This is a genomic window from Streptomyces sp. NPDC096040 (assembly GCF_040303265.1).
Lineage (GTDB): Bacteria > Actinomycetota > Actinomycetes > Streptomycetales > Streptomycetaceae > Streptomyces.
Map to the genome: position 1 here is coordinate 111794 of NZ_JBEOTA010000002.1, position 22511 is coordinate 134304.

Annotated in this window: 22 protein-coding genes; 13 read left to right on the top strand and 9 right to left on the bottom strand. The window is 72.4% G+C overall.

Features of this window, described 5'->3' with window-relative positions:
* The first annotated feature begins 141 nt into the window (after window positions 1–141).
* Both ABTY98_RS02320 and ABTY98_RS02325 read left to right on the top strand, forming a co-directional pair.
* Window positions 142–924 (top strand): polysaccharide deacetylase family protein, encoded by a 783-nt coding sequence (locus ABTY98_RS02320; protein WP_352218975.1) that lies wholly within the window; start codon window positions 142–144, stop codon window positions 922–924.
* A 109-nt stretch (window positions 925–1033) separates the two neighbouring features.
* Window positions 1034–3331: an FUSC family protein gene (locus ABTY98_RS02325; RefSeq protein WP_352218976.1), complete on the top strand. Its 2298-nt coding sequence runs from the start codon at window positions 1034–1036 to the stop codon at window positions 3329–3331.
* A gap of 342 nt (window positions 3332–3673) precedes the next feature.
* Here the strand turns inward: ABTY98_RS02325 and ABTY98_RS02330 are convergent, their stop codons facing one another.
* Window positions 3674–5107, bottom strand: a complete 1434-nt coding sequence (locus ABTY98_RS02330; protein ID WP_352218977.1) for an aldehyde dehydrogenase — start codon at window positions 5105–5107, stop codon at window positions 3674–3676.
* Window positions 5108–5294: 187 nt separating this feature from the next.
* On the opposite strand from ABTY98_RS02330, the gene ABTY98_RS02335 reads away from it, so the two are divergent.
* The 11 genes from ABTY98_RS02335 to hypA all read left to right on the top strand — a co-directional run bounded on the left by ABTY98_RS02335 (window position 5295) and on the right by hypA (window position 13328).
* Window positions 5295–5783, top strand: coding sequence for a TetR/AcrR family transcriptional regulator (locus ABTY98_RS02335; RefSeq protein ID WP_352219209.1), 489 nt, complete (start codon window positions 5295–5297; stop codon window positions 5781–5783).
* 69 nt (window positions 5784–5852) lie between these two features.
* Window positions 5853–6677, top strand: a complete 825-nt coding sequence (locus ABTY98_RS02340) for a maleylpyruvate isomerase family mycothiol-dependent enzyme (RefSeq protein WP_352218978.1) — start codon at window positions 5853–5855, stop codon at window positions 6675–6677.
* 34 nt (window positions 6678–6711) lie between these two features.
* On the top strand, window positions 6712–6846 hold the full coding sequence (locus ABTY98_RS02345; protein WP_352218979.1) for a hypothetical protein: 135 nt from the start codon (window positions 6712–6714) through the stop codon (window positions 6844–6846).
* A gap of 123 nt (window positions 6847–6969) precedes the next feature.
* Window positions 6970–8466, top strand: a complete 1497-nt coding sequence (locus ABTY98_RS02350) for a hypothetical protein (RefSeq protein ID WP_352218980.1) — start codon at window positions 6970–6972, stop codon at window positions 8464–8466.
* A complete protein-coding gene (locus ABTY98_RS02355) occupies window positions 8463–9554 on the top strand; it encodes an NADH-quinone oxidoreductase subunit B family protein (protein WP_352218981.1) in 1092 nt (363 codons plus the stop codon). The genes ABTY98_RS02350 and ABTY98_RS02355 overlap by 4 nt, the downstream gene beginning before the upstream one ends.
* A 62-nt stretch (window positions 9555–9616) precedes the next feature.
* Complete coding sequence (locus ABTY98_RS02360; RefSeq protein WP_352218982.1) at window positions 9617–11410, top strand: nickel-dependent hydrogenase large subunit; 1794 nt, start codon at window positions 9617–9619, stop codon at window positions 11408–11410.
* Window positions 11403–11951: a NifU-related iron-sulfur-binding protein gene (locus tag ABTY98_RS02365; protein ID WP_352218983.1), complete on the top strand. Its 549-nt coding sequence runs from the start codon at window positions 11403–11405 to the stop codon at window positions 11949–11951. Before ABTY98_RS02360 ends, ABTY98_RS02365 begins: the two co-directional genes overlap by 8 nt.
* Window positions 11948–12544, top strand: coding sequence for a DUF5947 family protein (locus tag ABTY98_RS02370; protein ID WP_352218984.1), 597 nt, complete (start codon window positions 11948–11950; stop codon window positions 12542–12544). Before ABTY98_RS02365 ends, ABTY98_RS02370 begins: the two co-directional genes overlap by 4 nt.
* A gap of 29 nt (window positions 12545–12573) precedes the next feature.
* Window positions 12574–12780 (top strand): hypothetical protein, encoded by a 207-nt coding sequence (locus ABTY98_RS02375; RefSeq protein ID WP_352218985.1) that lies wholly within the window; start codon window positions 12574–12576, stop codon window positions 12778–12780.
* Window positions 12781–12811: 31 nt separating this feature from the next.
* Entirely contained in the window at window positions 12812–12982 is a 171-nt protein-coding gene (locus ABTY98_RS02380; RefSeq protein WP_352218986.1) for a hypothetical protein, read from the top strand.
* 7 nt (window positions 12983–12989) lie between these two features.
* A complete protein-coding gene (gene hypA / locus ABTY98_RS02385) occupies window positions 12990–13328 on the top strand; it encodes a hydrogenase maturation nickel metallochaperone HypA (RefSeq protein WP_352219210.1) in 339 nt (112 codons plus the stop codon).
* Window positions 13329–13392: 64 nt separating this feature from the next.
* Here the strand turns inward: hypA and hypE are convergent, their stop codons facing one another.
* The 8 genes from hypE to ABTY98_RS02425 all read right to left on the bottom strand — a co-directional run bounded on the left by hypE (window position 13393) and on the right by ABTY98_RS02425 (window position 22480).
* Window positions 13393–14382 carry a hydrogenase expression/formation protein HypE gene (gene hypE / locus ABTY98_RS02390; RefSeq protein WP_352219211.1) on the bottom strand — a complete coding sequence of 330 codons (990 nt, stop codon included), beginning with the start codon at window positions 14380–14382 and terminating at the stop codon, window positions 13393–13395.
* Between the two features lie 67 nt (window positions 14383–14449).
* A complete protein-coding gene (hypD, locus tag ABTY98_RS02395) occupies window positions 14450–15577 on the bottom strand; it encodes a hydrogenase formation protein HypD (RefSeq protein ID WP_352218987.1) in 1128 nt (375 codons plus the stop codon).
* A complete protein-coding gene (locus ABTY98_RS02400; protein ID WP_352218988.1) occupies window positions 15574–15864 on the bottom strand; it encodes a HypC/HybG/HupF family hydrogenase formation chaperone in 291 nt (96 codons plus the stop codon). The genes hypD and ABTY98_RS02400 overlap by 4 nt, the downstream gene beginning before the upstream one ends.
* 3 nt (window positions 15865–15867) lie before the next feature.
* Window positions 15868–18231 carry a carbamoyltransferase HypF gene (gene hypF, locus ABTY98_RS02405; protein WP_352218989.1) on the bottom strand — a complete coding sequence of 788 codons (2364 nt, stop codon included), beginning with the start codon at window positions 18229–18231 and terminating at the stop codon, window positions 15868–15870.
* Window positions 18228–18950 carry a hydrogenase nickel incorporation protein HypB gene (gene hypB, locus ABTY98_RS02410; RefSeq protein ID WP_352218990.1) on the bottom strand — a complete coding sequence of 241 codons (723 nt, stop codon included), beginning with the start codon at window positions 18948–18950 and terminating at the stop codon, window positions 18228–18230. Before hypB ends, hypF begins: the two co-directional genes overlap by 4 nt.
* Window positions 18951–19014: 64 nt before the next feature.
* Window positions 19015–19596 carry a hydrogenase maturation protease gene (locus ABTY98_RS02415; RefSeq protein WP_352218991.1) on the bottom strand — a complete coding sequence of 194 codons (582 nt, stop codon included), beginning with the start codon at window positions 19594–19596 and terminating at the stop codon, window positions 19015–19017.
* Window positions 19593–21263, bottom strand: coding sequence for a hydrogenase maturation protein (locus tag ABTY98_RS02420; RefSeq protein WP_352218992.1), 1671 nt, complete (start codon window positions 21261–21263; stop codon window positions 19593–19595). Before ABTY98_RS02420 ends, ABTY98_RS02415 begins: the two co-directional genes overlap by 4 nt.
* Window positions 21264–21283: 20 nt before the next feature.
* Window positions 21284–22480 (bottom strand): acyltransferase family protein, encoded by a 1197-nt coding sequence (locus ABTY98_RS02425; protein WP_502994125.1) that lies wholly within the window; start codon window positions 22478–22480, stop codon window positions 21284–21286.
* Window positions 22481–22511 lie beyond the last annotated feature (31 nt).

Genomic DNA, 22511 nt, shown 5'->3' on the forward strand with positions numbered 1-22511 from the left:
GCCGTTAAAGGACACGCGGGGAGCCTGTCGCAGATCTCTCGCGGAATTGTGCGTGGTCGGTAACGGATGGATCCGGTGCCCGCCGCCTTCCGTCTGGACGGGTGCACGAGATCAACGGAACGACAAGGATCGGGGCGGACCATGGCACGGCGCGGCGGACGAGGGTGGTACGGCCAGGTGGCCGCGGCTGCGATGGGGGTCACCGCGGTGGCCGTGGCCGCCTCGCTGTGGACCTCGCAGACCGACCCCGTCAACGGGCATGCGGGAGCCGGGACTTCGGCGCACCCCGCGGCGCCCGGCGCCGGCCGGAAGGCGGCCGCGGTGTCGGTGGAGATCGCGCACGCCTCGGACCGGGGCGCCCGTGGCGTGAACATCACCGTCGACGACGGCCCGGACCCGGTCTGGACGCCGCAGGTGCTCCAGGTGCTCAAGGAGTACGGCGTCAAGGCCACGTTCTGCATGATCGGCCCGCAGGCCGAGGCGCATCCGGACCTGGTCAAGGCGGTGGTGGCGGCCGGGCACCGGCTGTGCGACCACACGGTGTCGCACGACGTCACCATGGACGCCAAGTCCGAGGCCTACCAGTCCCAGCAGATCCTCGACGCGGAACGCATGATCACCAAGGCGTCGGGGGGCGTACGGCCGCTCTACTACCGCGCCCCGGGCGGCGCCTTCACCCCGTACAGCAGGAAGCTCGCCGCCTCCCACGGCATGCGGCCGCTCGGCTGGAACGTCGACTCCAAGGACTTCGAACGCCCCGGTACGGCTTCCATCGTCGCCACCGTCAAGGACGAGATGCCCAACGGCCCGACCATCCTCTTCCACGACGCCGGTGGGGACCGCTCCGAGACCGTGGCCGCACTGCACGAGGTGCTGCCCTGGCTCAGGGACCAGGGGTATACGTTCGGCTTCCCGGTGCGGTGAGCGGGCCGGGTCCCGGTAAATGTTGCGGACCGCCGGATGGTGGCCGCATATAAGTGGTGTACGCGGTGCGGCGGCGGGGCCGGCTGCCCTGGGCCAGCGGGAGGTGCGCATGTCGGGGCGGGCACCACGCTGGGTGACGTGGTTGCGCGGCAAGGACCCGGACCTCGCGGCGACCCGGCGGGCCGGGCGTACGGCGCTGGTGATGCCCGCCCTGTTCGCACTGTGCACCGAGGTCTTCCGCTCCCCGACGATGGCGAGCTTCGCCGCGTTCGGGTCGTTCTCGATGCTGCTGCTGGTCGATTACTCCGGTCCGATGGTGGAGCGGCTGCGGGCGCAGGCGGCTCTCGCGGTGGCGTGGCTGGTGCTGATCTGCGTCGGGACACTGGCGGCCACGGAGACCTGGCTCGCCGTAGTGGCCACCGTCGTGGTCGGGTTCGTGGTCCTGTTCGCCGGTGTGGTCAGCTCGCTGCTGGCCGGCAGTTCGACGGCGCTCCTGCTGGCCTTCGTGCTGCCGGTCAGCGCGCCGGTACCGCTGTCCCAGCTGCCCGACCGCCTCGCGGGGGCGGGCCTGGCGGCGGTGGTGGCGCTGCCGGCCGTCGCCCTGTTGTGGCCGCGTCCCGTCGCCGATCCGCTCAGCGCCCCGGCGGCCGCCGTCTGCCGTGCCGCCGCCGGGTATCTGCGCACCCGCGCCTCCGTGCCGGGACCGGACGGGGCGGTGCCCCACGCCGACCAGTGCAGAGCGGCGGCGGAGTACACCGGCCGTACCGGCGCGGACCTGCGGGGAGCCTTCGAAGCCACCCCTTATCGCCCCACCGGCCTGTCCGCGACCTCACGGGCCCTGGTCCGGCTGGTCGACGAACTCACCTGGCTGTGCGCGATCCTCGTCGACCGGTCCGACTACACCGACGAGCCCCCCGGCTGTGATCCGGCCGCGCACAGCGTGCGCCGCGCCGCCGCCCACGTCCTGGAGGCGGCCCGCGACCTGCTCACGGACCTGACCGGCGACACCGGCCCGCTGCGGGCCCGCGCCAAAGCGCTGCGCGCGGCGCTGACCGGGATGGAGCACAGCTCCACCGTCCGTGTGCCCTCCGAACACCCGGGTGGGAACAGCACGGCGGAGATCTACGGGTTCATCGCCGCGCTCGACGTGTCCTTCCGCGCCCAGGAGCTCAGCTTCGCCGTGCTGCAGATCGCCGACAACGTGGACGTGGCGGCCACCGCCTGGCAGCGCAGTTGGCCCGAGCGGCTGCTCGGCCGTGAGCCGGGCGCGCTGGCCGCACCGCTGACCGCCGCACGGGAACGGGCCGGCGCTCATCTCAGGGCCGACTCGGTGTGGCTGCACAACAGCCTGCGCGGCGCCGTCGGTCTCGGCATCGCCGTGTTCCTGGCCGGGGCGACCGGCGTGGGGCACTCCTTCTGGGTCCTGCTGGGCACCTTGTCCGTGCTGCGCTCCAACGCGCTCAGCACCGGACAGAACGCCGCCCGCGCGGTCCTCGGCACGGTGGCCGGCTCGGTCGTCGGCGCCGGGCTGCTGCAGCTGATCGGCCATCACGGCACCGCGCTGTGGTTCGTGCTCCCGGTGGCCATCCTGCTCGCCGGCATCGCGCCCGCCGCCATCTCCTTCGCCGCCGGGCAGGCCGCGTTCACCGTCACGCTCGTGGTGCTGTTCAACATCGGCCACGACCCCAACTGGCACATCGCCCTGCTGCGGGTCCAGGACATCGCGCTCGGGTGCGCGGTCAGCGTCCTCGTCGCCGTGTTCTTCTGGCCGCGCGGCGCCCGGTCCGCCGTCCACAAGGCACTCGCCCAGGCGTACGACGACAGCGCCCGTTACCTCGGAGGCGCCGTCGACTACGCCCTGGGCCACCGCCACCCCGGCGGCCCGGATCCGCAGAGCCGTGAGGCGGCGGCCTCCGCGCGCCGCCTCGACGACGCGTTCCGCAGCTTCCTCGCCGAACGCGGCGCCAAGCCGCTGTCGCTGGCCTGCACGACCACCCTCGTCTCCGGAGTCGTCGGGCTGCGCCTGGCCGCCGACGCCGTCGTCTCCCTGTGGCAGGGTGAGGACCTGGCGCGCGTCCAGGCCGTGCGGGCCGACGCCCACTGTGCCGTCCTCGGGTCGGCGGCCCTCGTGACCGACTGGTACCACGGGCTCGCGACCAGCCTCGGCGACCACTCCCCCGTCCCCGACGTCGTCCCGCTGCGCCCCGAGGGCGCCGCGCGGCTGGTGGAGTCCGTCCGCACCGAACTCAGCGACGGTCAGGGCCGGGCCACCCCCGTCGCGGTGCGGATCATCTGGACCGACGACCACGTCGACGCCGCCCGCCGCCTTCAACCCGCTCTCGCCGAGGCGGCGAAGGGGCAGGCGCGGGCCCGCCATGTCCGGACGCGGAAGAGGGTCGCCGGCTGAGCACGGCGGCGACGGACCGGCGGTTCACCGCGGGTCCGGGCAAGCCCGGTCTCCTTCTCACCGGCCGGCGGCTCGGAGCGGTGTTCCGGACAGGTATGCGGGGGCGGCCCACGCGACGTCGTCGACGGCGAGCCATGGCGCGGCGGACACCGCGCGACCGGCCAGCCGGCGATCTCGCTCCCCCCTCCACCACGGCGAGGCCAGCGGACTGCCCGTGGGCGTCCAGATCGTCGCCGCGCCCTGGCGGGAGGACCTGCTGCTCCAGGTGTCCCGACCCTGGAGCCGGCCCTCCGCTGGAGCGACCGTCGCCCGCCGGTCGACTGACGAGAACGTGGCGCGAGATCACACGGTGACGGTCTTGTGCTCGACGTACTGGGCGAGCCCGACCGCCCCGTACTCGCGGCCGATCCCGCTGGCCTTGTAGCCGCCGAACGGGCCATCGAAGGAGAAGGCCGCGCCGTTGACGGTGACCGTGCCGGTCCGCAGCCGGCGGGCGACCTGCAGCGCATGGCCCTCGTCGGCGGACCACACGCCGCCCGAGAGGCCGTACTCCGAGTCGTTGGCGATCCGTACGGCGTCGTCCTCGTCGTCGTAGGGGATGACCACGAGGACCGGGCCGAAGATCTCCTCGCGGGCGATCCGCATGGAGTTGTCGACGTCGGCGAACACGGTCGGGGTCACGTAGTTGCCGTTCTCCAGCCCCGGCGGGATCCCGGGGCCGCCGGTGACGAGCCGGGCCCCTTCCGTGATGCCGACCTCGATGTAGTCCCGCACGCGCTGCTGCTGGTCCCGGCGGATCATCGGGCCGATGAAGGTGTCGGGGTCGGCCGGGTCACCGACCTTGAGCGACTCCACGAGGTCCTTGAGGCCGGTGACGACCTCGTCGTACCGGCTGCGCGGCGCGAGGACGCGGGTCTGGGCGATGCACGACTCGCCGTTGTTGAGCAGGGAGGCGAACTTCAGCCCCCGCACCGCCTGGTCGAGGTCGGCGTCCGGCAGGATGATCGCGGCCGACTTGCCGCCCAGTTCCAGACTGACCCGCTTCAACTGCTCGCCCGCGATGGCGGCGATCCTGCGCCCGGCCCGGGTCGAGCCGGTGAACGCGATCTTGTCGATGTCGCGGTGCGACACCAGGTACTCGCTGGTCTCCCGGTCGGCGGGGAGCACGCTGATCACGCCTTCCGGCAGACCGGTCCGCTCCAGCAGCTCGGCGAGGAACCCCATGCTCAGCGAGTTCTCCGGGGACACCTTGAGGACGACCGTGTTGCCGGCCAGCAGCGCGGGGATGATCTTCGCCATGGCCGCCGAGAACGGGGAGTTCCAGGGAATGACGGCGGCGACGACACCGACGGGCTCACGGCGTACGACAGCGCGGACCGCGGAGCCGCACTCCAGCGTCTCCTCCCAGCCGAACTTCTCCGCGGCCCTGAGGTAGGCCTCGGCCTGCCGGGTGAGCCCCGGCTGTCCGGCCCTGGTGAACCAGGCGGCCGAACCGTTCTCGGCGGAGACGAGGTCGGCGATCTTCTCGGCATCGGCCTCCCGCAGCGCGTTCAGACGGCGCATGACGGCGATGCGTTCCGCGGGTGTCGTGCGCGGCCAGGGGCCCTCGTCGAGGGCGGCCCGGGCGGCGGCCACGGCACGGTCGATGTCGGCGGGACGGGCCTGGGCGGCACGGCCGATGAGCGCCTGGTCGTGCGGCGACCGGATGTCGAGCAGGTCGGGGTCACTGGGCGTCTCCCGGGAGCCTGCGATGAAGAGACGGTCGTAAGTGATCATTTGCTCTCTCCCGAGGATTCGAGCGAAGCGGATTTCATCAACTGTCACTTCAATGTAGCACTTATATCATCGACAGCCTCAACGTTGAGTCACTAGATGAGCCAGGTTCCACACCTCGGGCTATGCTCGGCGCGTGAGAGCAGACGCAGCGCGCAACCTGGAAGCGGTTCTGACGACCGGGGCCCGTATGCTCGCCGCCGACCCGGCCGCGAGCATCGCCGCGATCGCCGCGGAGGCCGGCGTCGACCGGCGCACCGTCTACCGGCGGTTCGCGTCCCGCGAGGAGCTGCTGGCGGCCATCTACGAGGCGCGGTACGACGCGGTCGAGCGGGCCGTGCGGAACGCCAGGCTGCGTGCCGCTCCCGTCGCGGTGGCGCTGCACCGGTACGTCGAGGAGATCATCGAGGTCAATCGCAAGTGGCCGGTGGAACTCAGCCGGCTGCGGGCCGACGACGCGATCCGCGAGCGGCGCGACGCTCTGATCGGGGAGATCGACGACTTCCTGCGGCGCGCCACCGACGAGGGGCTCCTGCGCGCGGATCTCCCGACGGCGTGGGCGAGTTCACTGCTGCCGCAGCTGATGCACCTGGCCTCGCAGGAGCTGCCCGAACTCGGCGCCGCCCAGGCCGCGGACGTGGTCGTGGACACCTTCCTGCACGGCCTCCGCCCGCGGTGACCGTCACAGGGCTTGTGGTGCGCCCGTACGTCTGGTTGGCTACCGGCCGGTAGAACAGGGGCGACCGACATGGATCAGGCGGCACGGCAGGACGTCCGAGGGGCGCTGCCCGAAGGACTCGGGCAGGCGATACGGCAGGCCGGCGACGACATCGCGGCCGTGCTGTACGGCGTGGCCGACACGAGTGTCGCCGTACCGGGGTCGGAGTGGACGGTCGGTGAGGCGGCCGCCCATCTGGCGCTGGCCAACGGGCTGATGGCGGACCTCGCTCTCGGACGGGAACGCCCGTACGGGGACGGCACACCGCGGAGCCTCGCGGCGGCCAACGCCGAGTCACTGGCCGCGTTCGGGGAGCGCGGGGCCGAGCCGCTCGCGACGATGATCACCGAGCAGGCCGCGCGCTGCGTCGACGCGCTGGCCACGGCGGTGGACGGTCCGGCCCCGGTCACCCCGCTCGGCCCGATGGACCGGTCCGTCCTCGCCTCGTACCTGCTCACGCACATGCTGGGGCACGGCTACGATCTCGCCCGTGCGCTGCGGCGCCCGCACATGATCGAAGCCGAACGGGTCGCGCTGTGCATGCCGTTCATGCTCTCGGTGATGCCGGCCGTGGCGGACGGCTCAGCCGTCGCCGGACTGACCGCCCGCTACACGATCCGGCTGCGCGGTGGCGCCGGCGCCTTCGGGGTCACACTCGCCGACGGTGCCGTGCGGGTGGCCGCGGGACCGCTGGAGCGCCCGGACTGCACGATCCTCATCGATCCGGTCGCCTTCCTGCTCATCGCCCTCGGCCGCCGTAATCCATGGCTCGCCATGGCCCGGGGCCAGGTACTCGCCACGGGCCGCAAACCCTGGCTCGCCCCACGCTTCCCCACCCTCTTCACCTCCCCCTGACCACCCGGCACATCGCCGGGGACGCGCGGCCGAGGTGGACGGGCCCGGAACCTCCGCCGAGACCACCCTGCCGAGCCTGCTGCTGGTGAAGGACGATCGTGGCCAGGTCGGCGACATCGTCGTCTCGGTCCGGCCGGACCGTCCCGCGCAGGCCGCCTCCGCCGGCTGACCCGGCGTACGCCCAGGCACACCCCGTCCGGCCCAACGCCGCTCGGCCAGAAGAGGCGAGCAGGCGTGACCGATGTGACCGTGGTGGAAGGCATGGGGGCGCGCACGGATCCGAGGAGGCTGCATGGCCGAGGGACTGGTCGACGGCAGAGCGCCCCGCACTGCCCTGGTGGACGGCTCGAAGCGGCCGCCTGAGCGGTCGGGGGACGCTTTCGGGCAGCTGAGCGACGTCGCCGATGCCGTCCTCTACGAGGGCTACCTCCTCTACCCCTATCGGCGGTCCTCACCGAAGAATCGTGCCCGCTGGCAGTTCGGGGTCCTCTTCCCCAGGAACTGGGTGGAGGCCGACGGCCCGGTCAGCCCGGGTGTGTCGGGTTCGGCGGACTCCTGGTACCAGCAGACGGAGTGCCTGGTGCGGGTGTACCGGCCGGGCGCGGTCGTGCGGGTGCGGGTGCGGTATCTGCAGATGCAGCACAAGCAGGTCGAGGACGGCGACCGGCGGCCGGTCGAGTCGCTGACGTGCGACGACGGGACCGTGCAGCTGACCTTCGAGGAGGCGGTACCGCGCGAGGCCGACTTCACGGTCACCCTGGACGAGGGCCGGCACACGTTCCCCGTGGGCTCACCCGCCGGTGCCGACACGGAGGCGCTGCCCTCCGGCGCCGGACGGCTGGTCAGGCGCCGGGAAGAGGTCCGGGCCGGCACCACGGTCGTCGCCGAGCGGTTCGGCGAGGGCCTCGTCCGGCTCCGGGTGCGCACCGCGAACGAGGGGGACACGGCGGATCCGCACGCCCCCCGCGACCAGGCGCTGCGCCACGCGCTCATCGCCACCCACACCCTGCTCGGCGTCGAGGGCGCGGAGTTCGTCTCCCTGATCGACCCGGGCCCGGCCCTCCAGGAGGCCTCTCGGAGCTGTCGTAACGACTTCACGTTCCCGGTGCTCGGCGGCGCACCCCCCGCCGGCACCCCCGCCCACGGCTCGGTCTCCGCCCTGCTGCTCTCCTCGCCGATCATCCTGCCCGACCATCCACAGGTGGCACCGGAGAGCCCCGGAGATCTGCATGACGCCGGTGAGATCGACGAGATCCTCACCCTGCGCACCATGCTGCTGACGGACGAGGAGAAGCGGGAGGCCCGCGCCACCGACCCGCGGGCGGCCGAGATCCTCGACCGGGTCGACACCATGCCGCCGGAGGTCTTCGGGCGGCTGCACGGCGCGATCCGTTCGCTGAAGCCGGTGGCCGAGCGCCCCGCCTGGTGGCAGGAGGGCGCCGACGAGGGGCTCTCGCCGGCCACCGACACCGTCCTGGTCGACGGTGTGCGGGTCGGTGGCGGCAGCGCGGTGCGGCTGCGCCCGCGCGGCCGGGGTGCCGACGCCCAGGACATGTTCCTGGCCGGCCGGACCGCGACCGTGGCCGCGGTCTTCCACGACGTGGACGGCAGCACCCATCTCGCCGTCACCGTCGACGACGATCCGGCGGCCGAACTGCACGGCTGGTACGGCCGTTTCCACTACTTCCGGCCCGACGAAGTCGAGCCGCTCGGGGGCACCGACGTCCCGGATCCAGAGGCGGCGACCGAGCCGCCCCGGGGCCCACTTCATCGGAGGCCGAACACATGAGCACCCAAAACGTGACCGCCACCGCCGCCGGCGGCGAACCCAGCCGGGCCGAGGCACGCCAGGGGTTCGACGAGATCACCATCCTCTGGATCTCCGAGGGCATGAGCTGCGACGGCGACACCGTCTCCGTGACGGCGGCCGACCAGCCCTCCATCGAGGACCTGGTCCTCGGCCTGATTCCGGGCCTGCCGAAGGTCAACCTGGTCAACAAGGTGCTCTCGCCGAGCCTGGGCGGCGAGGACTTCCTCGCGCCGTACCGGAAGGCCGCGCGGGGCGAGCTGGAGCCGTTCATCCTCGTCATCGAGGGGTCGGTCCCGAACCAGAACATCATCGAGGGCGAGGGCTACTGGACGTCCTTCGGCAACGACCCGGAGACCGGCCAGCCGCAGACCCTCAACGACTGGATCGACCAACTGGCGCCCAAGGCCTGGGCGGTGATGGCCATCGGCACCTGTGCCACCTTCGGCGGCATCCACGCGATGGCCGGCAACCCGACCGGTTCCATGGGCCTCGCGGACTACCTGGGATGGGACTTCAAGTCCCAGGGCGGGCTGCCGATCGTGAACGTGCCGGGCTGCCCGGTCCAGCCGGAGAACTTCATGGAGACCCTCGTCTGGGTGCTCTACCACGCCGCCGGCACCGCTCCCCCGCCCCCGCTGGACCACATGCTGCGTCCGCAGTGGCTGTTCGGCAAGACGGTGCACGAGGGCTGCGACCGCGCCGCCTACTACGAGCAGGCGACCTTCGCGATGGACTACAACTCCCCCAAGTGCCTGGTCAAGTCGGGCTGCTGGGGTCCGGTCGTGAACTGCAACGTGCCCAAGCGGGGCTGGATGGCCGGCATCGGCGGCTGCCCGAACGTCGGCGGTATCTGCATCGGCTGCACCATGCCGGGCTTCCCGGACGCGTTCATGCCGTTCATGGACGAGCCGCCCGGCAGCACCCTCTCCTCGCTGGCCATCAAGCCGTACGGCGCGGTCATCCGCCGGCTGCGCGGCTTCACCAACGAGCTGGTGAACCACGAGCCCAAGTGGCGCCACAACAAGCGCAAGCTCACCAGCGGGTACGCCCCGCGCTGGCGGCCCTGACCCGGTCCAGCACCCACCCTCCACCGACCGAGAACCACCCACAGCAAGGGGCAGCAACGCCGATGACCACAACCGAGGCCCGGCAGAAGGGGCGCAAGCCCGCGCAGATCGTCGACATGTCCTGGGATCCGATCACCCGGATCATCGGAAACCTGGGCATCTACACGAAGATCGACTTCGCCAACCGGGAGGTGGTGGAGTGCCACAGCACCTCCTCCCTCTTCCGCGGCTACTCCGTCTTCATGAAGGGGAAGGACCCGCGCGACGCGGGCTTCATCACCTCGCGGATCTGCGGTATCTGCGGCGACAACCACACCACGTGCTCCGACTACGCGCAGCAGATGGCGTACGGAGTGAAGCCGCCGCCGCTGGCCGAGCACATCGTCAACCTCGGCGAGGCGGCCGAGTACATGTTCGACCACACGATCTTCCAGGACAACCTGGTCTTCGTGGACTTCTGCGAGCAGATGGTCAAGGCCACCAACCCGAGTGTCCTGGCCCGCGCCGAACGCACCGCCGCACCGCGCGGTGACATCCACGGCTACCGGACCATCGCGGACATCATGAAGGCCTTCAACCCCTTCGAGGGCGAGGTCTACAAGGAGGCCCTGAAGGTCTCCCGGACCACCCGCGAGATGTTCTGCCTGATGGAGGGCCGGCACGTCCACCCCTCCACGCTGTATCCGGGCGGTGTCGGCACCATGCCGCAGCCGACCGTGTTCACCGACTACCTCAGCCGGCTGATGCACGTCATCGACTTCGTGAAGAAGGCCGTCGCCATGAACGACGACGTCTTCGACTTCTTCTACGAGGCGCTGCCCGGCTACGAGGAGGTCGGCAAGCGCCGCATCCTCCTGGGCTGCTGGGGCGCCTGGCAGGATCCGAAGGTCGTGGACTACCGCTACGAGAACATGGAGCGCTGGGGCAGGGCGATGTACGTCACCCCGGGCATCATCGTCGACGGCGAACTGGTGACCAACAGCCTGGTCGACATCAACCTGGGCCTCAGGATCATGCTGGGCAGCTCGTTCTACGAGGACTGGGTCAACGAGGACCCGTTCGTCACCCACGACCCGCTGGGCAACCCCGTCGACATGCGGCACCCGTGGAACCAGACGACCCTTCCGGTGCCGCAGAAGCGGGACTTCGACGCCAACTACAGCTGGGTGATGAGCCCGCGCTGGTTCGACCAGCGCACCGGCGACCACCTGGCCCTCGACACCGGCGGCGGCCCGCTGGCCCGGCTGTGGTCGACCGCGCTGAACGGCATCGTCGACACGCCGTACATCAAGGCCACCGGCACCAGTGTGCGGATCTCGCTGCCCAAGGGCGCGAGCCTGCCGGAGACCACGCTGGAGTGGAAGATCCCGAAGTGGTCCAACACCCTCGAACGCGACCGCGCCCGGCCGTACTTCGTCGCCTACGCGGCGGCCATGGCCCTGCAGTTCCTGGACGAGGCGATGGGGCTGGTGCGGTCCGGCGACACCAAGGTGTTCCAGGACTTCGAGGTGCCGGACGAGGCGATCGGCTGCGGCTTCCACGAGGCCGTGCGCGGCGTCCTCTCCCACCACCTGGTGATCAAGGACAAGAAGATCGCCAACTACCACCCGTACCCGCCGACCCCGTGGAACGCCAGCCCCCGCGACAAGTTCGGCACCCCCGGCCCCTACGAGGACGCCGTCCAGGGCCAGCCGATCTTCGAGGAGAACGGCCCGGACGACTTCAAGGGCGTCGACATCATGCGCACGGTCCGCAGCTTCGACCCCTGTCTGCCGTGCGGTGTCCATATGTACACGGGCAAGGGCAAGACGCTGACCGTCACGCACTCGCCGACGTACGGGGCCAACCATGGCTGACCCCGGCCGGCTCGACGGCCCGGCGGTCGAGGCCAGGCTGTCCCGCCTCGACTCACTGCTGGAGGGGCTGGAGGCCGCCCCCGGCCCGGCCGGCGGCCCGGCCGCCGAGGCGGTACGCCTGCTGACCGAGGTCTACGGCGAGGCGCTCGCCCGCGTCGTGGACCGCGCGGACGCACCACTGGTTGAGCGGCTTTCCGACGACGAGCTCCTTGACCACCTCCTGGTCCTGCACGACATCCACCCCGACTCGCCCGAGCGCCGGGCGGCCCGCGCGGTCGAGCGGCTGCGCCCCGCCGTGCGCGAGCGCGGCGGTGACGTCGAGTGGGCCGGGGTGGAGGGCCAGGTGGGCCGGGTACGGCTGACCACGGGCGGCGGTTGCGGCTCCGGGTGCGGCGGAGGTACCACGGAGGTGACCGACGTCGTCCGGGAGGCGGTGCTCGCCGCGGCCCCCGAGCTGGCAGACGTACAGCCGCTGCCCGAGGCCCCGGCGCCCGCCTTCGTCCCCCTCGACTCCCTGCGCCGGCCACAGGAGGCCCGGTGAGCACCGACGGAGCCCTGGCCCGCCTCATCCGCTCCGCCGCCGACCACCGGCCGGCGGCGGAGGCGGAGGTGTGCGACCTGTGCGCCGCCCCCGTGCCCGCGACCCATCCGCATCTGTACGACACCGGGCAGGCCGAGGTCCGCTGCGCCTGCCGCCCCTGCTCGCTGCTGTTCCCAGGCCGGGGCACCGGCGAAGCCCAGTTCCGGCTGATCCCCACCCGCCGGGTCCGCCTCCCGAAGGTCGACACCGCGGCCCTGGGGGTCCCGGTCGGCCTGGTCTTCTTCGTACCGCGCGCCGACGGCTCGGTCACCGCCGAGGGACCGAGCCCGGCGGGTGCCATGCGCTGGGAGGTGGACGCGGCGGCCTGGCAGCGGGCGGTCGCAGGCTGCCCGCCCCTGGCCGATATGGCACCCGATGTCGAGGCGCTGCTGGTCAACACGGTCCACGGCCTGGACCACCACTGGATCGTGCCGGTGGACGACTGCTTCCGCATGCTCGCCGTCGTCCGCCGGGAGTGGCGCGGCCTGTCCGGCGGCGGCCGGATGTGGCCGGCCGTGGAGCGTTTCTTCGAGGAGCTCACCGAGCGCCCTTGAGGAACGGCAACACAGGAAGGAGAAACCCCATGGGAAGCATCCGAGTCGGCCGAGCCCAGGCGAAGCCCGACACGCCGTCCCACGTGCCCGGTATGCACCAGGGCAACCACGGGCCGCGCACCACCCAGACAGGGCACCACCCGGACGGCACCGCCGACGCGCGGCGCTCCACCAGCATCCACTGGAAGCGGCACGACGCCCTGCTGGACGTCATGCCGAACATCCCTCCCGGCTGAACCCGACGAGAGAGAACTGGGAGTTCCCCACATGAGGAAACGAAGAAGAGGTACGACGGCCAAGCGCGTGCTGACCGCCGAGATCGCCGTGGTGGGCGCCCTGTGCACGGCGCTGCTCGTCACCGAGATCCCCAGCCTGGTCCGCGAGCTGAAGATCTGGCGTATCGCCGGCGGGCTGAGTGCCCGTCGCCGGTATCCGTGAGCCGGGCGTGCACGAACTGTCCATCGCGACCGCGATCGTGGAACAGGCCGGCGAATGGGCCCGGGAGGACGGGGCGGACACCGTCTCGGCGGTGTCCGTCCGGGTCGGCGAGCTGTCGGGGGTCGTACCGGACGCCCTGACCTTCGCCTTCGAGGTGGCCCGTGACGGCACCGCCCTGGCGGGAGCACACCTGGTGGTCGAGCACGTGCCCGCGCAGGCCTGGTGCGGCCCGTGCGCCGAGGAGTTCGCGGTGGGTATGCCGCCGTTCTTCTGGTGCCCGCGCTGCGACCGGCCCTGCACCGAGCTGCGCAGCGGCCGGGAGCTGGAGATCACCGCGGTCGAATGACCCCGCCGGTGCCCGGAACCGACCGGGCACCGGGGGGTCTTCGCCTTGTTCGGCAGATCCGCGTTCAGCAGATCCGCGGGAGCTGCTCCCCGAGCGGCAGGTCCACGACCCGGGTGCCGCCGAGTCCGGTCGCCACCACGACCATCCCGGGGTGGTCGGCCACGCACTCGCCGATGCGGACAGCGCCGGCCCCCTGCGGATGGGCGCGCATGGCCGCCAGCACGGCGTCGGCCTCCGTCGGCGGGACGAAGGCGACGAGCCGGCCCTCGTTGGCGACATAGAGCGGGTCGAGCCCGAGGAACCCGCAGGCGTTGGCGACCGCGTCCGGTACCGGGACGGCCCGCTCGCTCAGCCGCACCCCCGTGCCGGAGGCGCGGGCGATCTCGTTCAGCGAGGCGGCCAGACCACCGCGTGTCGGGTCGCGCAGGACGTGGATGTCCGGGGTGATGTCCAGCATGGTGGCGACCAGGTCGGCCAGCGGCGCGGTGTCGCTGGCGATCTCGACGCCGAACTCCAGCCCCTCGCGCACGCTCAGCACGGCGACCCCGTGCAGCCCGATCGGCCCGCTGATGATGACGGCGTCACCGGGACGGGCCCGCTGCGGACGGATGTCCACCCGCTCGGGCACGAGACCGACCCCGGCGGTGGTCACGTACACCCCGTCGCCGTGCCCGGCCTCGACCACCTTGGTGTCACCGGTGGCGATGGTGACGCCGGCCGTCTCGGCCGCCGCGCCCATGGCCCGTGCGACGCGTTCGACGACGGCCAGCTGCACGCCCTCCTCCAGGACGAACGCGGCGGACAGGTAGGCGGGCCGGGCGCCGCTCATCGCCAGGTCGTTGACCGTGCCGTTGACGGCGAGGTCGCCGAGGCAGCCGCCGGGGAAGAACAGCGGCCGTACGACGTAGGAGTCGGTGGAGAACGCCAGTCGGGCGCCGCCGAGGTGGAGGACGGCCGAGTCGGTCATCCCGGCGAGCAGGGCGTTGCCGTAGGCGGGGGCGAAGACCTGCTCGATCAGTTCGGCGGAGAGGGCGCCGCCTCCGCCGTGGCCCATCACCACGACCGGCTGGTCACGGATCGGCGCCGGACAGCTCCAGTTCGCCGGGTCGACGACGGTCTGCTCAGCCAACGGGGTTCATCTCCTCTCGCGGGAGCGCCGGTTCGGACATCCGGCGGTAGAGGTAGTAGGCGGCGCAGGCGCCCTCGCTGGAGACCATGGTGGCGCCGAGCGGGGTGCGCGGGGTGCAGGTGGTGCCGAAGGCCGCGCACTCGGTGGGCTTGATGAGCCCTTGCAGGACCTCGCCGGCCCGGCACTCGGCCGGTTCCTCGGTGCGGATGCCGGTGACGTCGAAGCGGTGTTCGGCGTCGTACGCGCGGTAGGCCTCGCTGAGCCGCCAGCCGCTGGCCGGGATGGGGCCGATGCCGCGCCAGGAGCGGTCGGTGACCTCGAAAACCTCCTCGATCATGCGGACGGCGGCCGGGTTGCCGTCCTCGCGCACGGCCCGGGCGTAGGCGTTCTCCACCCGGTGCTCGCCGCGCTCCAGCTGGCGGACCGTGCGGCGGATGCCCTCCAGGATGTCGAGGGGTTCGAAGCCGGTGACGACGATGGGGACCCGGTGGCGTGCGGCCAGCTCCGGGTACTCGCTCATGCCCATCACGCTGCACACGTGCCCGGCGGCCAGGAAGCCCTGCACCCGGCAGCTGGGCGCGGTCATGATGGCCTCGACGGCCGGAGGGACCCGCACGTGGGAGACCAGCAGGCTGAAGTTGGTCAGCCCGAGGCGCTTGGCCTGGTGGACGGCCATGGCGTTGGCGGGGGCGGTGGTCTCGAAGCCGATGGCGAAGAAGACCACCTGGCGGTCCGGGTGGCGTTGGGCGAGCTTCAGCGCGTCGAGCGGCGAGTACACCACGCGGACGTCACCGCCCTCGCCCTTGACCCGGAACAGGTCCCGGTCGCTGCCGGGCACCCGCAGCATGTCGCCGAAGGAGCAGAAGATCACCCCGGGACGGGCGGCGATCTCCAGCGCCTTGTCGATGCACTCCAGTGGGGTCACACAGACCGGACAGCCCGGCCCGTGGATCAACTCCACTTCCTCGGGGAGGAGTTGGTCGATGCCGTGCCGGATGATCGAGTGGGTCTGGCCGCCGCACACCTCCATCAGGGCCCAGGGCCGGGTGACGGTGGACCGGATGTCGTCCAGCAGGCGGCGCGCCAGCTGGGGGTCGTTGAACTCGTCGAGGTACTTCACCGGGTCTCGCTCCCCTCGGCCTGCTGTGCCGCCTGCTGCCAGGCGTCGCCGAACTCCTCCTCGAGCAGCCCGAGTTCCTCGAAGAGCTTGAGGGAGGCCAGGGCCGACTCCTCGTCGAGCCGCTGCAGGGCGAACCCCACATGGACGATGACGTACTCCCCGACGCGGACGTCGGACACGTACTCAAGACACGCCTGCTTCTGCACACCGCCGAAGTCGATCAGGCCGGTGAGCGGATCGGACGTGTCGTCGATGCTCACGACTCTGCCGGGCACTGCCAAACACATGGGTCACTCCGTCTCGTCGGTGACTGCCGTACGTCGGCCGTCGTCGGGTCGTTGTCCGTGGGCCGCGACCATCAGTTGCCCGAGCGCCAGCCCGCCGTCGTTCGGCGGGACTTCGCGGTGCCGGACGACGGTGAACCCGAAGTCCTGGAGCAGGTCGGAACCGGCCTGCTCCAGAAGCGCGTTGGCGAAGACGCCTCCGGTGAGGGCGACGGTGGCGAGGCCGGTGTCCCGGCGCGCGCCGCGGCACAGGTCCAGGACCGCCCGGGCGACCCCGCGGTGGAAGCGGGCCGCGATCACCGGTACCGGGGTGGCGCGCCGCAGGTCGCTGACGATCGCGCGCAGCGCGGGGGCCGGGTCGAAGGGGGCGCCGAAGGGGTACGCGGCCGTGTCCTCGTCCCAGGCCAGGCAGGCCTGTGCCTCCAGTTCCAGGGCCGCCTGGGCTTCGTACCCGGCGCGGTGGCACACGCCCGCGAGGGACGACACGGCGTCGAAGAGCCGGCCCATGCTGGAGGTGGCCACACAGCCGACCTGGCTCGGCAACTGCCGTGCTAGAAGCTTGAGTTCCTCGCGCGAGCAAGCGGCGACGCAGGGCAGGTCCGCATCCCACGGCACGCCGGCCGCCCACAGCCGGGCCAGCGCCGTCCGGCACGGGTTGGCGACTCCCGCGTCGCCGCCGGGGAGCGGGGCCGGGGTGAGGTGGGCGAGACGCCGGTAGCCGGTGTAGTCGGCGATGAGCACCTCGCCGCCCCAGATGGTGCCGTCGTCGCCGTAGCCGGTGCCGTCGAAGGCGACGCCGATGACCGGTGTGGTGCCGTCGAGGCCGGCCTCTGCCATGGCGGCGGCGACATGGGCGTGGTGGTGCTGCACGAACACCGGTTGCTTCGTGGGGAGTTGAGCGGCGCGGCGGCGGGCCCAGGCGGACGCGTGGTAGCCGGGGTGGCGGTCGGCGGCGACGAGTTCGGGGCGGACTCCGGTCAGCCGGTGCAGATGCCGTTCCGCGCGGACGGCCGCTTCCAGCGTCGCCAGGTCGCCCATGTCGCCGATGTGCGGCCCGAACCAGGCCAGTTCGCCCTCGCCGACACACAGCGCGTTCTTGAGGTCTCCGCCCACCGCGAGCGCGGGCCGCACCGCGACGGGCAGGCGCAGCGGGTGTGGCACATATCCGCGGGAGCGGCGCAGGACCTGTTCGCTGCCGTCGGCACGCACCCGCAGCAGGGAGTCGTCGCAGGGCGAGGCGATGGGCCGGTCGTGGGCGAGCCAGGCGTCGGCCAGTCCGAACAGCCGGGTGAGCGCCTCGTCGTCGTCCGTGACGATCGGCTCGCCCGAGCGGTTGCCGCTGGTCATGACCAGCACGCGGGGGCCGGGCGGGTCGCCGGGGAGTCCGAACAGCAGGGTGTGGACGGGGGTGTAGGGCAGCATCACACCGAGGTGGGGACTGCCGGGGCACACACCGGGTGCCAGCCGTACGTCGTCGCGGGGGCGCAGGAGGACGATGGGGCGCCGGGGGCCGGTGAGCGGGGCCCGCTCGGCGGACCCGAGCACGGCGATCCGCTGCACCTCGTCCAGGTCCGCGCACATCACGGCGAACGGCTTGTCCCCGCGCGCCTTGCGGGTGCGCAGGGTGTCGACGGCGCGGGCGTTGGAGGCGTCGCAGGCCAGGTGGTAGCCGCCGATGCCCTTCACGGCGACGATCCGCCCGGCGGCGAGGAGCTCTCGCGCCCGTGAGAGGGCATCACCGTCGCGAGCGGCCCTCACTCCGCTGTCCGCAGCGGGCACCAGCCGCAGCCGGGGCCCGCAGTCCGGGCAGGCCACGGGCTGGGCGTGGAAGCGGCGGTCGGCCGGGTCGTCGTACTCCCGGGCGCAGCCGGCACACATGGGGAAGCCGGACATGGTGGTGACCGCACGGTCGTACGGCATGCCGGTGGCGATGGTGAAGCGGGGGCCGCAGTGGGTGCAGGTGATGAAGGGGTGCCGGTGTCTGCGGTCGGCCGGATCGGCCAGCTCCCGCAGGCAGTCGGCGCAGGTCGCGGTGTCGGGCGGCAGCAGGGTGCGGCCCGGGGAGGACTGCTCGGTGGCGCGGATGGTGAAGCCGGGCTCCGCCCCGGTGACGGGTACCTCCTCGACGCCGACGGCGGTCACGGCGGCGAGCGGCGGCGGCTCGGTGGCGAGCAGCTCGCGGAACCGCTCGACGCCGGTCGCCGCTCCCTCGACCTCGATGAGCACACCGTTCGCCGTGTTGCTGACGAACCCGGTGAGCGCGAGACCGGCGGCGAGGCGGTGGACGTAGGGGCGGAAGCCGACGCCCTGCACGGTTCCGCGCACGGTGATGCGCCGGCGGACGGCGGCCCCCGTGGTGGGGGCGGTCACGAGGCGGTGGGCGCGTGGACGTGACCGTGCGGGTGCGGGGCGAGGGGCGGCCGGTGCGCGGGAGCACCGTCCCGTACGGCGAGCACCCGGTCCAGGACCGTGTCGACGCCCTCGCCGGTGCGGGCGCAGGAGCGGACGATCTCCACCCCGGGGTTGACCCGCTGAACGTGGTCGGCGAAGGCGGTCTCGTCGAAGCCGGCCGGCCCCGCGAGGTCGGTCTTGGTGAGTACGACCAGGTGCGCGGAGCCGAAGGCGGTGGGGTACTTCGAGGGCTTGTCCTCGCCCTCGGTCACCGCCATCAGCACGATCCGCAGCTGTTCGCCGAGGTCGTAGGAGGCCGGGCAGACGAGATTGCCGACGTTCTCCACGAACAGCAGCGCGGTGTCCGCCGGCAGCCAGCCCTCCAGGTGGCCGCGTACCTGCCGGGCCTCCAGATGGCACAGTCCGTCGGTCAGCAGCTGTTTCACCGGCGCTCCCGAACGGGCCAGCCGTCTGGCGTCGTTCTCGGTGGCGAGGTCGGCGGTGAAGGCGGCGACGGGCACATCCCGCTCCAGTGCCCGGGCCAGCACCCGGCCGAGCAGTTCGGTCTTGCCGCTGCCGGGGCTGGAGAGCAGGTTCACCACGCTGACCCCGCGCGCGGCCAGATCGTCGCGCAGGCTCGCGGCCAAGCCGTCGTTCCTGGCCAGGACGGCGCGGGTGACCTCCTCGGACTGACACATGGGTGCTCCTCGATCGCTGAGTTCGGGACGAGCCGTCGGATCGGGTGGGTCCCGTCCTGGTCCGCTAGCGATCCTCCGCGCCGGTGGCGGCCGGGTGCGGGAGCCCGGCCGCTGCGGGGCCCGTGGATTCCTCCGGGCGGTCCAACGACGGCGTGGCCTGTGGATGGGCGAGCAGCTCGGGGACCAGGGTGTGCAGCGCTTCGACGGCCCGTTCGACCGCGTCCCGGACGGGCTCGCTCAGGCCGGGGGCGATGTCCTCGTCGCCGCGTGGCAGCTGTCCGGGTTCGCAGGCGAGCACGAGGACGCGCGGCAGGGGTTCGTCGCCGAGGTGGGCGGCCAGGGCGAGCACCTTCGCCGGGTCCATGCCGTGTGCCTCGGGCGGGGCCGCCGGGGCGCCGTCGGGGAGTTCGGGCTCGATCAGGGAGAGCGTGCCGGGGCGCAGGCCGCGGGCGGCGGCGTCCACGAGCAGGGCGACCGTCCAGCCGTCGAGCAGTTCGTAGGCGAGGTCCATGCCCCGGATGCCGTAGTCCCGGACCCGCACCTCGGGGGGCAGCGGGCGCCGGTGCAGGGCGCGGATCACCTCGGGGCCGAAGGCGTCGTCGCCGAGGAAGATGTTGCCGACGCCCGCCACCAGCAGCCGCGTCACCGGGCGCCGCCCGGGACCTTGCGGACGAAGTCCGAGCGCAGCGAGTGGTAGGCGGCGGCCGGGTCGAAGAACAGGGCGTGCATCCGGTCGAGTTCGTCCTTCCGGTACTCGGCGAGCGGTCGTCGCGCCTCGTCGGCCTGGCGCGCCGCGGCCTTGGCGGCGATGCGCCGGCCGAGATCCGGGGTGCCGGCGAGCGCGGCCGCCTGCTCCTCGACCTCGGCGGTGAAGCGCTGTGCGGGGACCGGCAGCAGCCGGTCGACGAGCCCGATCCGGGCGGCGGTCGCGGCGCTCACCGGCTGTGCCTCCTCGGTCAGCCGCCGGGCGGTCTCGGCTCCGACGCGACGGGGCAGCGAGTATGTCCAGAACTCCGAGCCGTACAGGCCCATCCGCCGGTAGTGCGGGTTGAGGACGGCACCGGCTCGGCACCAGACCTCGTCGGCGGCGAGGGCGAGCATGGCGCCGCCGGCCGCCGCGTTCCCGCCGAGCGCCGCCACGACCAGCCGGTCGGTGGTCCGCAGTACGGCCTCGACGAGGTCGTCCATCGCGTTCAGGTTGGTCCAGGACTCCTCGGCGGGGTCCGGGGCGGCCTCGATGACGTTCAGATGGATGCCGTTGGAGAAGAAGTCCCGGCGGCCGCCGAGCACGAGAACCCGGGTCGGCCGGGCGAGGGCGTACTCGTAGGCGTCGAGCAGGCGCCGGCAGTGGTCGGTGCTCATCGCGCCGCCGGGGAAGGAGAAGGTGACGAAGCCGACGTCACCGTCCTGCCGGTAGCGGATGTCGGTCCAAGTGCGGCGGGCCGGGGGCAGTTCGAGCGGGGCGGGGCTGTCGGGGAGGCCGGGGGTGGCGAGGACGTCGGTCGCGGGGCGGCGGAAGGGGGCGGGGTCGCCGGAGTTCTTGCGGGGGCGCAGTTCGGGGATCCACACGGCGCCGTCCCGGGTGGCCCGGCAGACGGCGCCCGCGCGGGTCGCGAGCAACTCACCGGGGCGGCCGCGCAGTTGGTCCTCGGGGTGGCCGCCGTGCAGGAACAGCTCGCGGCCGAGGAGTTCGTCGAGCACCCCCGGCTGCGAGTCGGCGCCGCGCAGCTTGCGCAGCACGGTCTCGGTGTCGTCGGCCGCCCAGTCGATCCGTCGCCGCGCCTGGCGGAAGACGTCCCGCCAGACGATCTGGCCGTGGATCGCGGGATCGCTCTGCGACTGCGGCTTGTACGAGCCCTCGGCATACCGTCGTACGGCCTGGTGGACGGCGGTGAGGGCGGCGTCGGCGGCCTCGTTGCGGTAGAGGTCGCTCTTGCCGACGGGCTCCACCGGGAAGGGCTCGCTCGCCCAGACGGCGCCCGCGTCCATGGCCGCCTCGGCCTGGAGCACGGTCACTCCCCAGCGGGACGCTTTGCCGTCGATGGCCCAGTCCAGGGAGGAGGGGCCCCGGTCGCCGAGCGGCCCCGGGTGCACGATGAGGCAGGTGTGCTCCCGCCAGACGTCCGCGGGGAGTGCGGTCTTCAGCATCGGCGCGATGATCAGGTCCGGGCGCAGGTCCCGCACCGCGGCCCGAACGGCGTCGGGGCCGTGGGTGGCGAGGACGACGTCCACGTGGTGGCCGAGGTCGGACAGTTCGGCGTACACCCGTTGGGACAGGCTGTTGAATGCGCTGGCGACGAGCAGAATGTCCATGGTGCGGCATATTCGCCGCTTCAGCGGTTTCCGGAAAGGACCCCGGCGGCGTTTCGTCGGCCGTCCTGAACCGCTTGCCCGTCCCGCGCCCGGAACGCCCAATCCATCCTGGGTTCCATCACGAACCGGAAGACCCGGCGCACCGGCGGTGTGCACAGCAGGGTCACCACGACGGCGGCGACGAGGGTGACCGTCACCGCGCCCAGCGGGCCGCGCATCCAGGCCGGGTCGTACCAGTGGGCGGGCTTGGCGGCCTGCGCGACGAAGCCGTGCAGCAGGTAGCCGTAGAGCGTGCCCGCACCGAGGGCGGTGAACCAGGTGCGGCGGCCGGGCACCCAGGCGAGGAAGCAGGCGACCAGCACCAGGGAGCAGCCGAAGATGGCGAGCGTCATGACGGGCCCGTACCAGGCGGGCGCGCCGAGCTGTTCGGCGCTGTCCCGGTGGAAGAACCAGCGGTAGCCCAGGTGCGGCACCGACCAGTACGCCACGGCGAGGGCGCACAGGGCCACGGGGGCGGCCCACAGGCGCACCCTCCAGCGGCGCAGCAGACCGAAGTGCTCCGGTCGCAGGCACAGGCCCAGCACGAAGTACGGCAGGAACTGCAGGGCCCGCTGGAGGTCGAGGTCGCTGCCGATGGACGACGAGAGGCTCGCCAGCATGGCGACGGCGAGTGCGAGGGGCAGCGGCCACCGGACGAGCCGCCAGATCGGCGTCGTCAGCCGCCAGATGAACAGGGCCGCCAGGAACCAGGTCAGATACAGCGGGTCCAGCAGGCTGATCTCACGGTCGGGGGCGTGGTCGCTCCACCGGGTGAAGAGGGTGTAGGCGACCTCGAACACCACGTAGGGCACGGCGACACCGGTGACCAGCCGTTTGATACGGGCGGGGCTGGCGTCGAAGCTGCGGGAGAAGTAGCCGGAGATGATGATGAACGCCGGCATGTGGAAGGCGTAGACGAATGTGTAGAGCGCGGTGACGGTACGGCTGTCCGAGCGCAGCGGCTCCCAGGCGTGTCCCACGGCCACGAGCACGATCGCCAGGTACTTCGCGTTGTCGAAGTAGGCGTCGCGCCGGCCGGCGGGCGAGCCGCTCCGGGTGGCCGGGCCCGGGCGGGGCGGCGGGACCGGTGTCCGGTCCGCGGCCCTGGCGGGCAATACGTCGACTGTGGCTGCGGTCTCGCGGGAGCCGGACAGACCAGAACACCTCTCACACGACATGCGCTCCGGGGAGCGCCGGGGCGGCAGGGCA

Coding starts and splice junctions, on each gene's coding strand:
- ABTY98_RS02425 (WP_502994125.1), bottom strand. CDS start 22,480: ATGTCGTGTGAGAGGTGTTCTGGTCTGTCCGGCTCCCGCGAGACCGCA.
- ABTY98_RS02420 (WP_352218992.1), bottom strand. CDS start 21,263: ATGGACATTCTGCTCGTCGCCAGCGCATTCAACAGCCTGTCCCAACGG.
- ABTY98_RS02320 (WP_352218975.1), top strand. CDS start 142: ATGGCACGGCGCGGCGGACGAGGGTGGTACGGCCAGGTGGCCGCGGCT.
- ABTY98_RS02350 (WP_352218980.1), top strand. CDS start 6,970: ATGGCCGAGGGACTGGTCGACGGCAGAGCGCCCCGCACTGCCCTGGTG.
- ABTY98_RS02335 (WP_352219209.1), top strand. CDS start 5,295: ATGCTCGCCGCCGACCCGGCCGCGAGCATCGCCGCGATCGCCGCGGAG.
- ABTY98_RS02400 (WP_352218988.1), bottom strand. CDS start 15,864: ATGTGTTTGGCAGTGCCCGGCAGAGTCGTGAGCATCGACGACACGTCC.
- ABTY98_RS02325 (WP_352218976.1), top strand. CDS start 1,034: ATGTCGGGGCGGGCACCACGCTGGGTGACGTGGTTGCGCGGCAAGGAC.
- ABTY98_RS02330 (WP_352218977.1), bottom strand. CDS start 5,107: ATGATCACTTACGACCGTCTCTTCATCGCAGGCTCCCGGGAGACGCCC.
- ABTY98_RS02375 (WP_352218985.1), top strand. CDS start 12,574: ATGGGAAGCATCCGAGTCGGCCGAGCCCAGGCGAAGCCCGACACGCCG.
- ABTY98_RS02365 (WP_352218983.1), top strand. CDS start 11,403: ATGGCTGACCCCGGCCGGCTCGACGGCCCGGCGGTCGAGGCCAGGCTG.
- ABTY98_RS02355 (WP_352218981.1), top strand. CDS start 8,463: ATGAGCACCCAAAACGTGACCGCCACCGCCGCCGGCGGCGAACCCAGC.
- ABTY98_RS02340 (WP_352218978.1), top strand. CDS start 5,853: ATGGATCAGGCGGCACGGCAGGACGTCCGAGGGGCGCTGCCCGAAGGA.
- ABTY98_RS02380 (WP_352218986.1), top strand. CDS start 12,812: ATGAGGAAACGAAGAAGAGGTACGACGGCCAAGCGCGTGCTGACCGCC.
- hypB (WP_352218990.1), bottom strand. CDS start 18,950: ATGTGTCAGTCCGAGGAGGTCACCCGCGCCGTCCTGGCCAGGAACGAC.
- ABTY98_RS02360 (WP_352218982.1), top strand. CDS start 9,617: ATGACCACAACCGAGGCCCGGCAGAAGGGGCGCAAGCCCGCGCAGATC.
- hypE (WP_352219211.1), bottom strand. CDS start 14,382: ATGGGCCACGGCGGAGGCGGCGCCCTCTCCGCCGAACTGATCGAGCAG.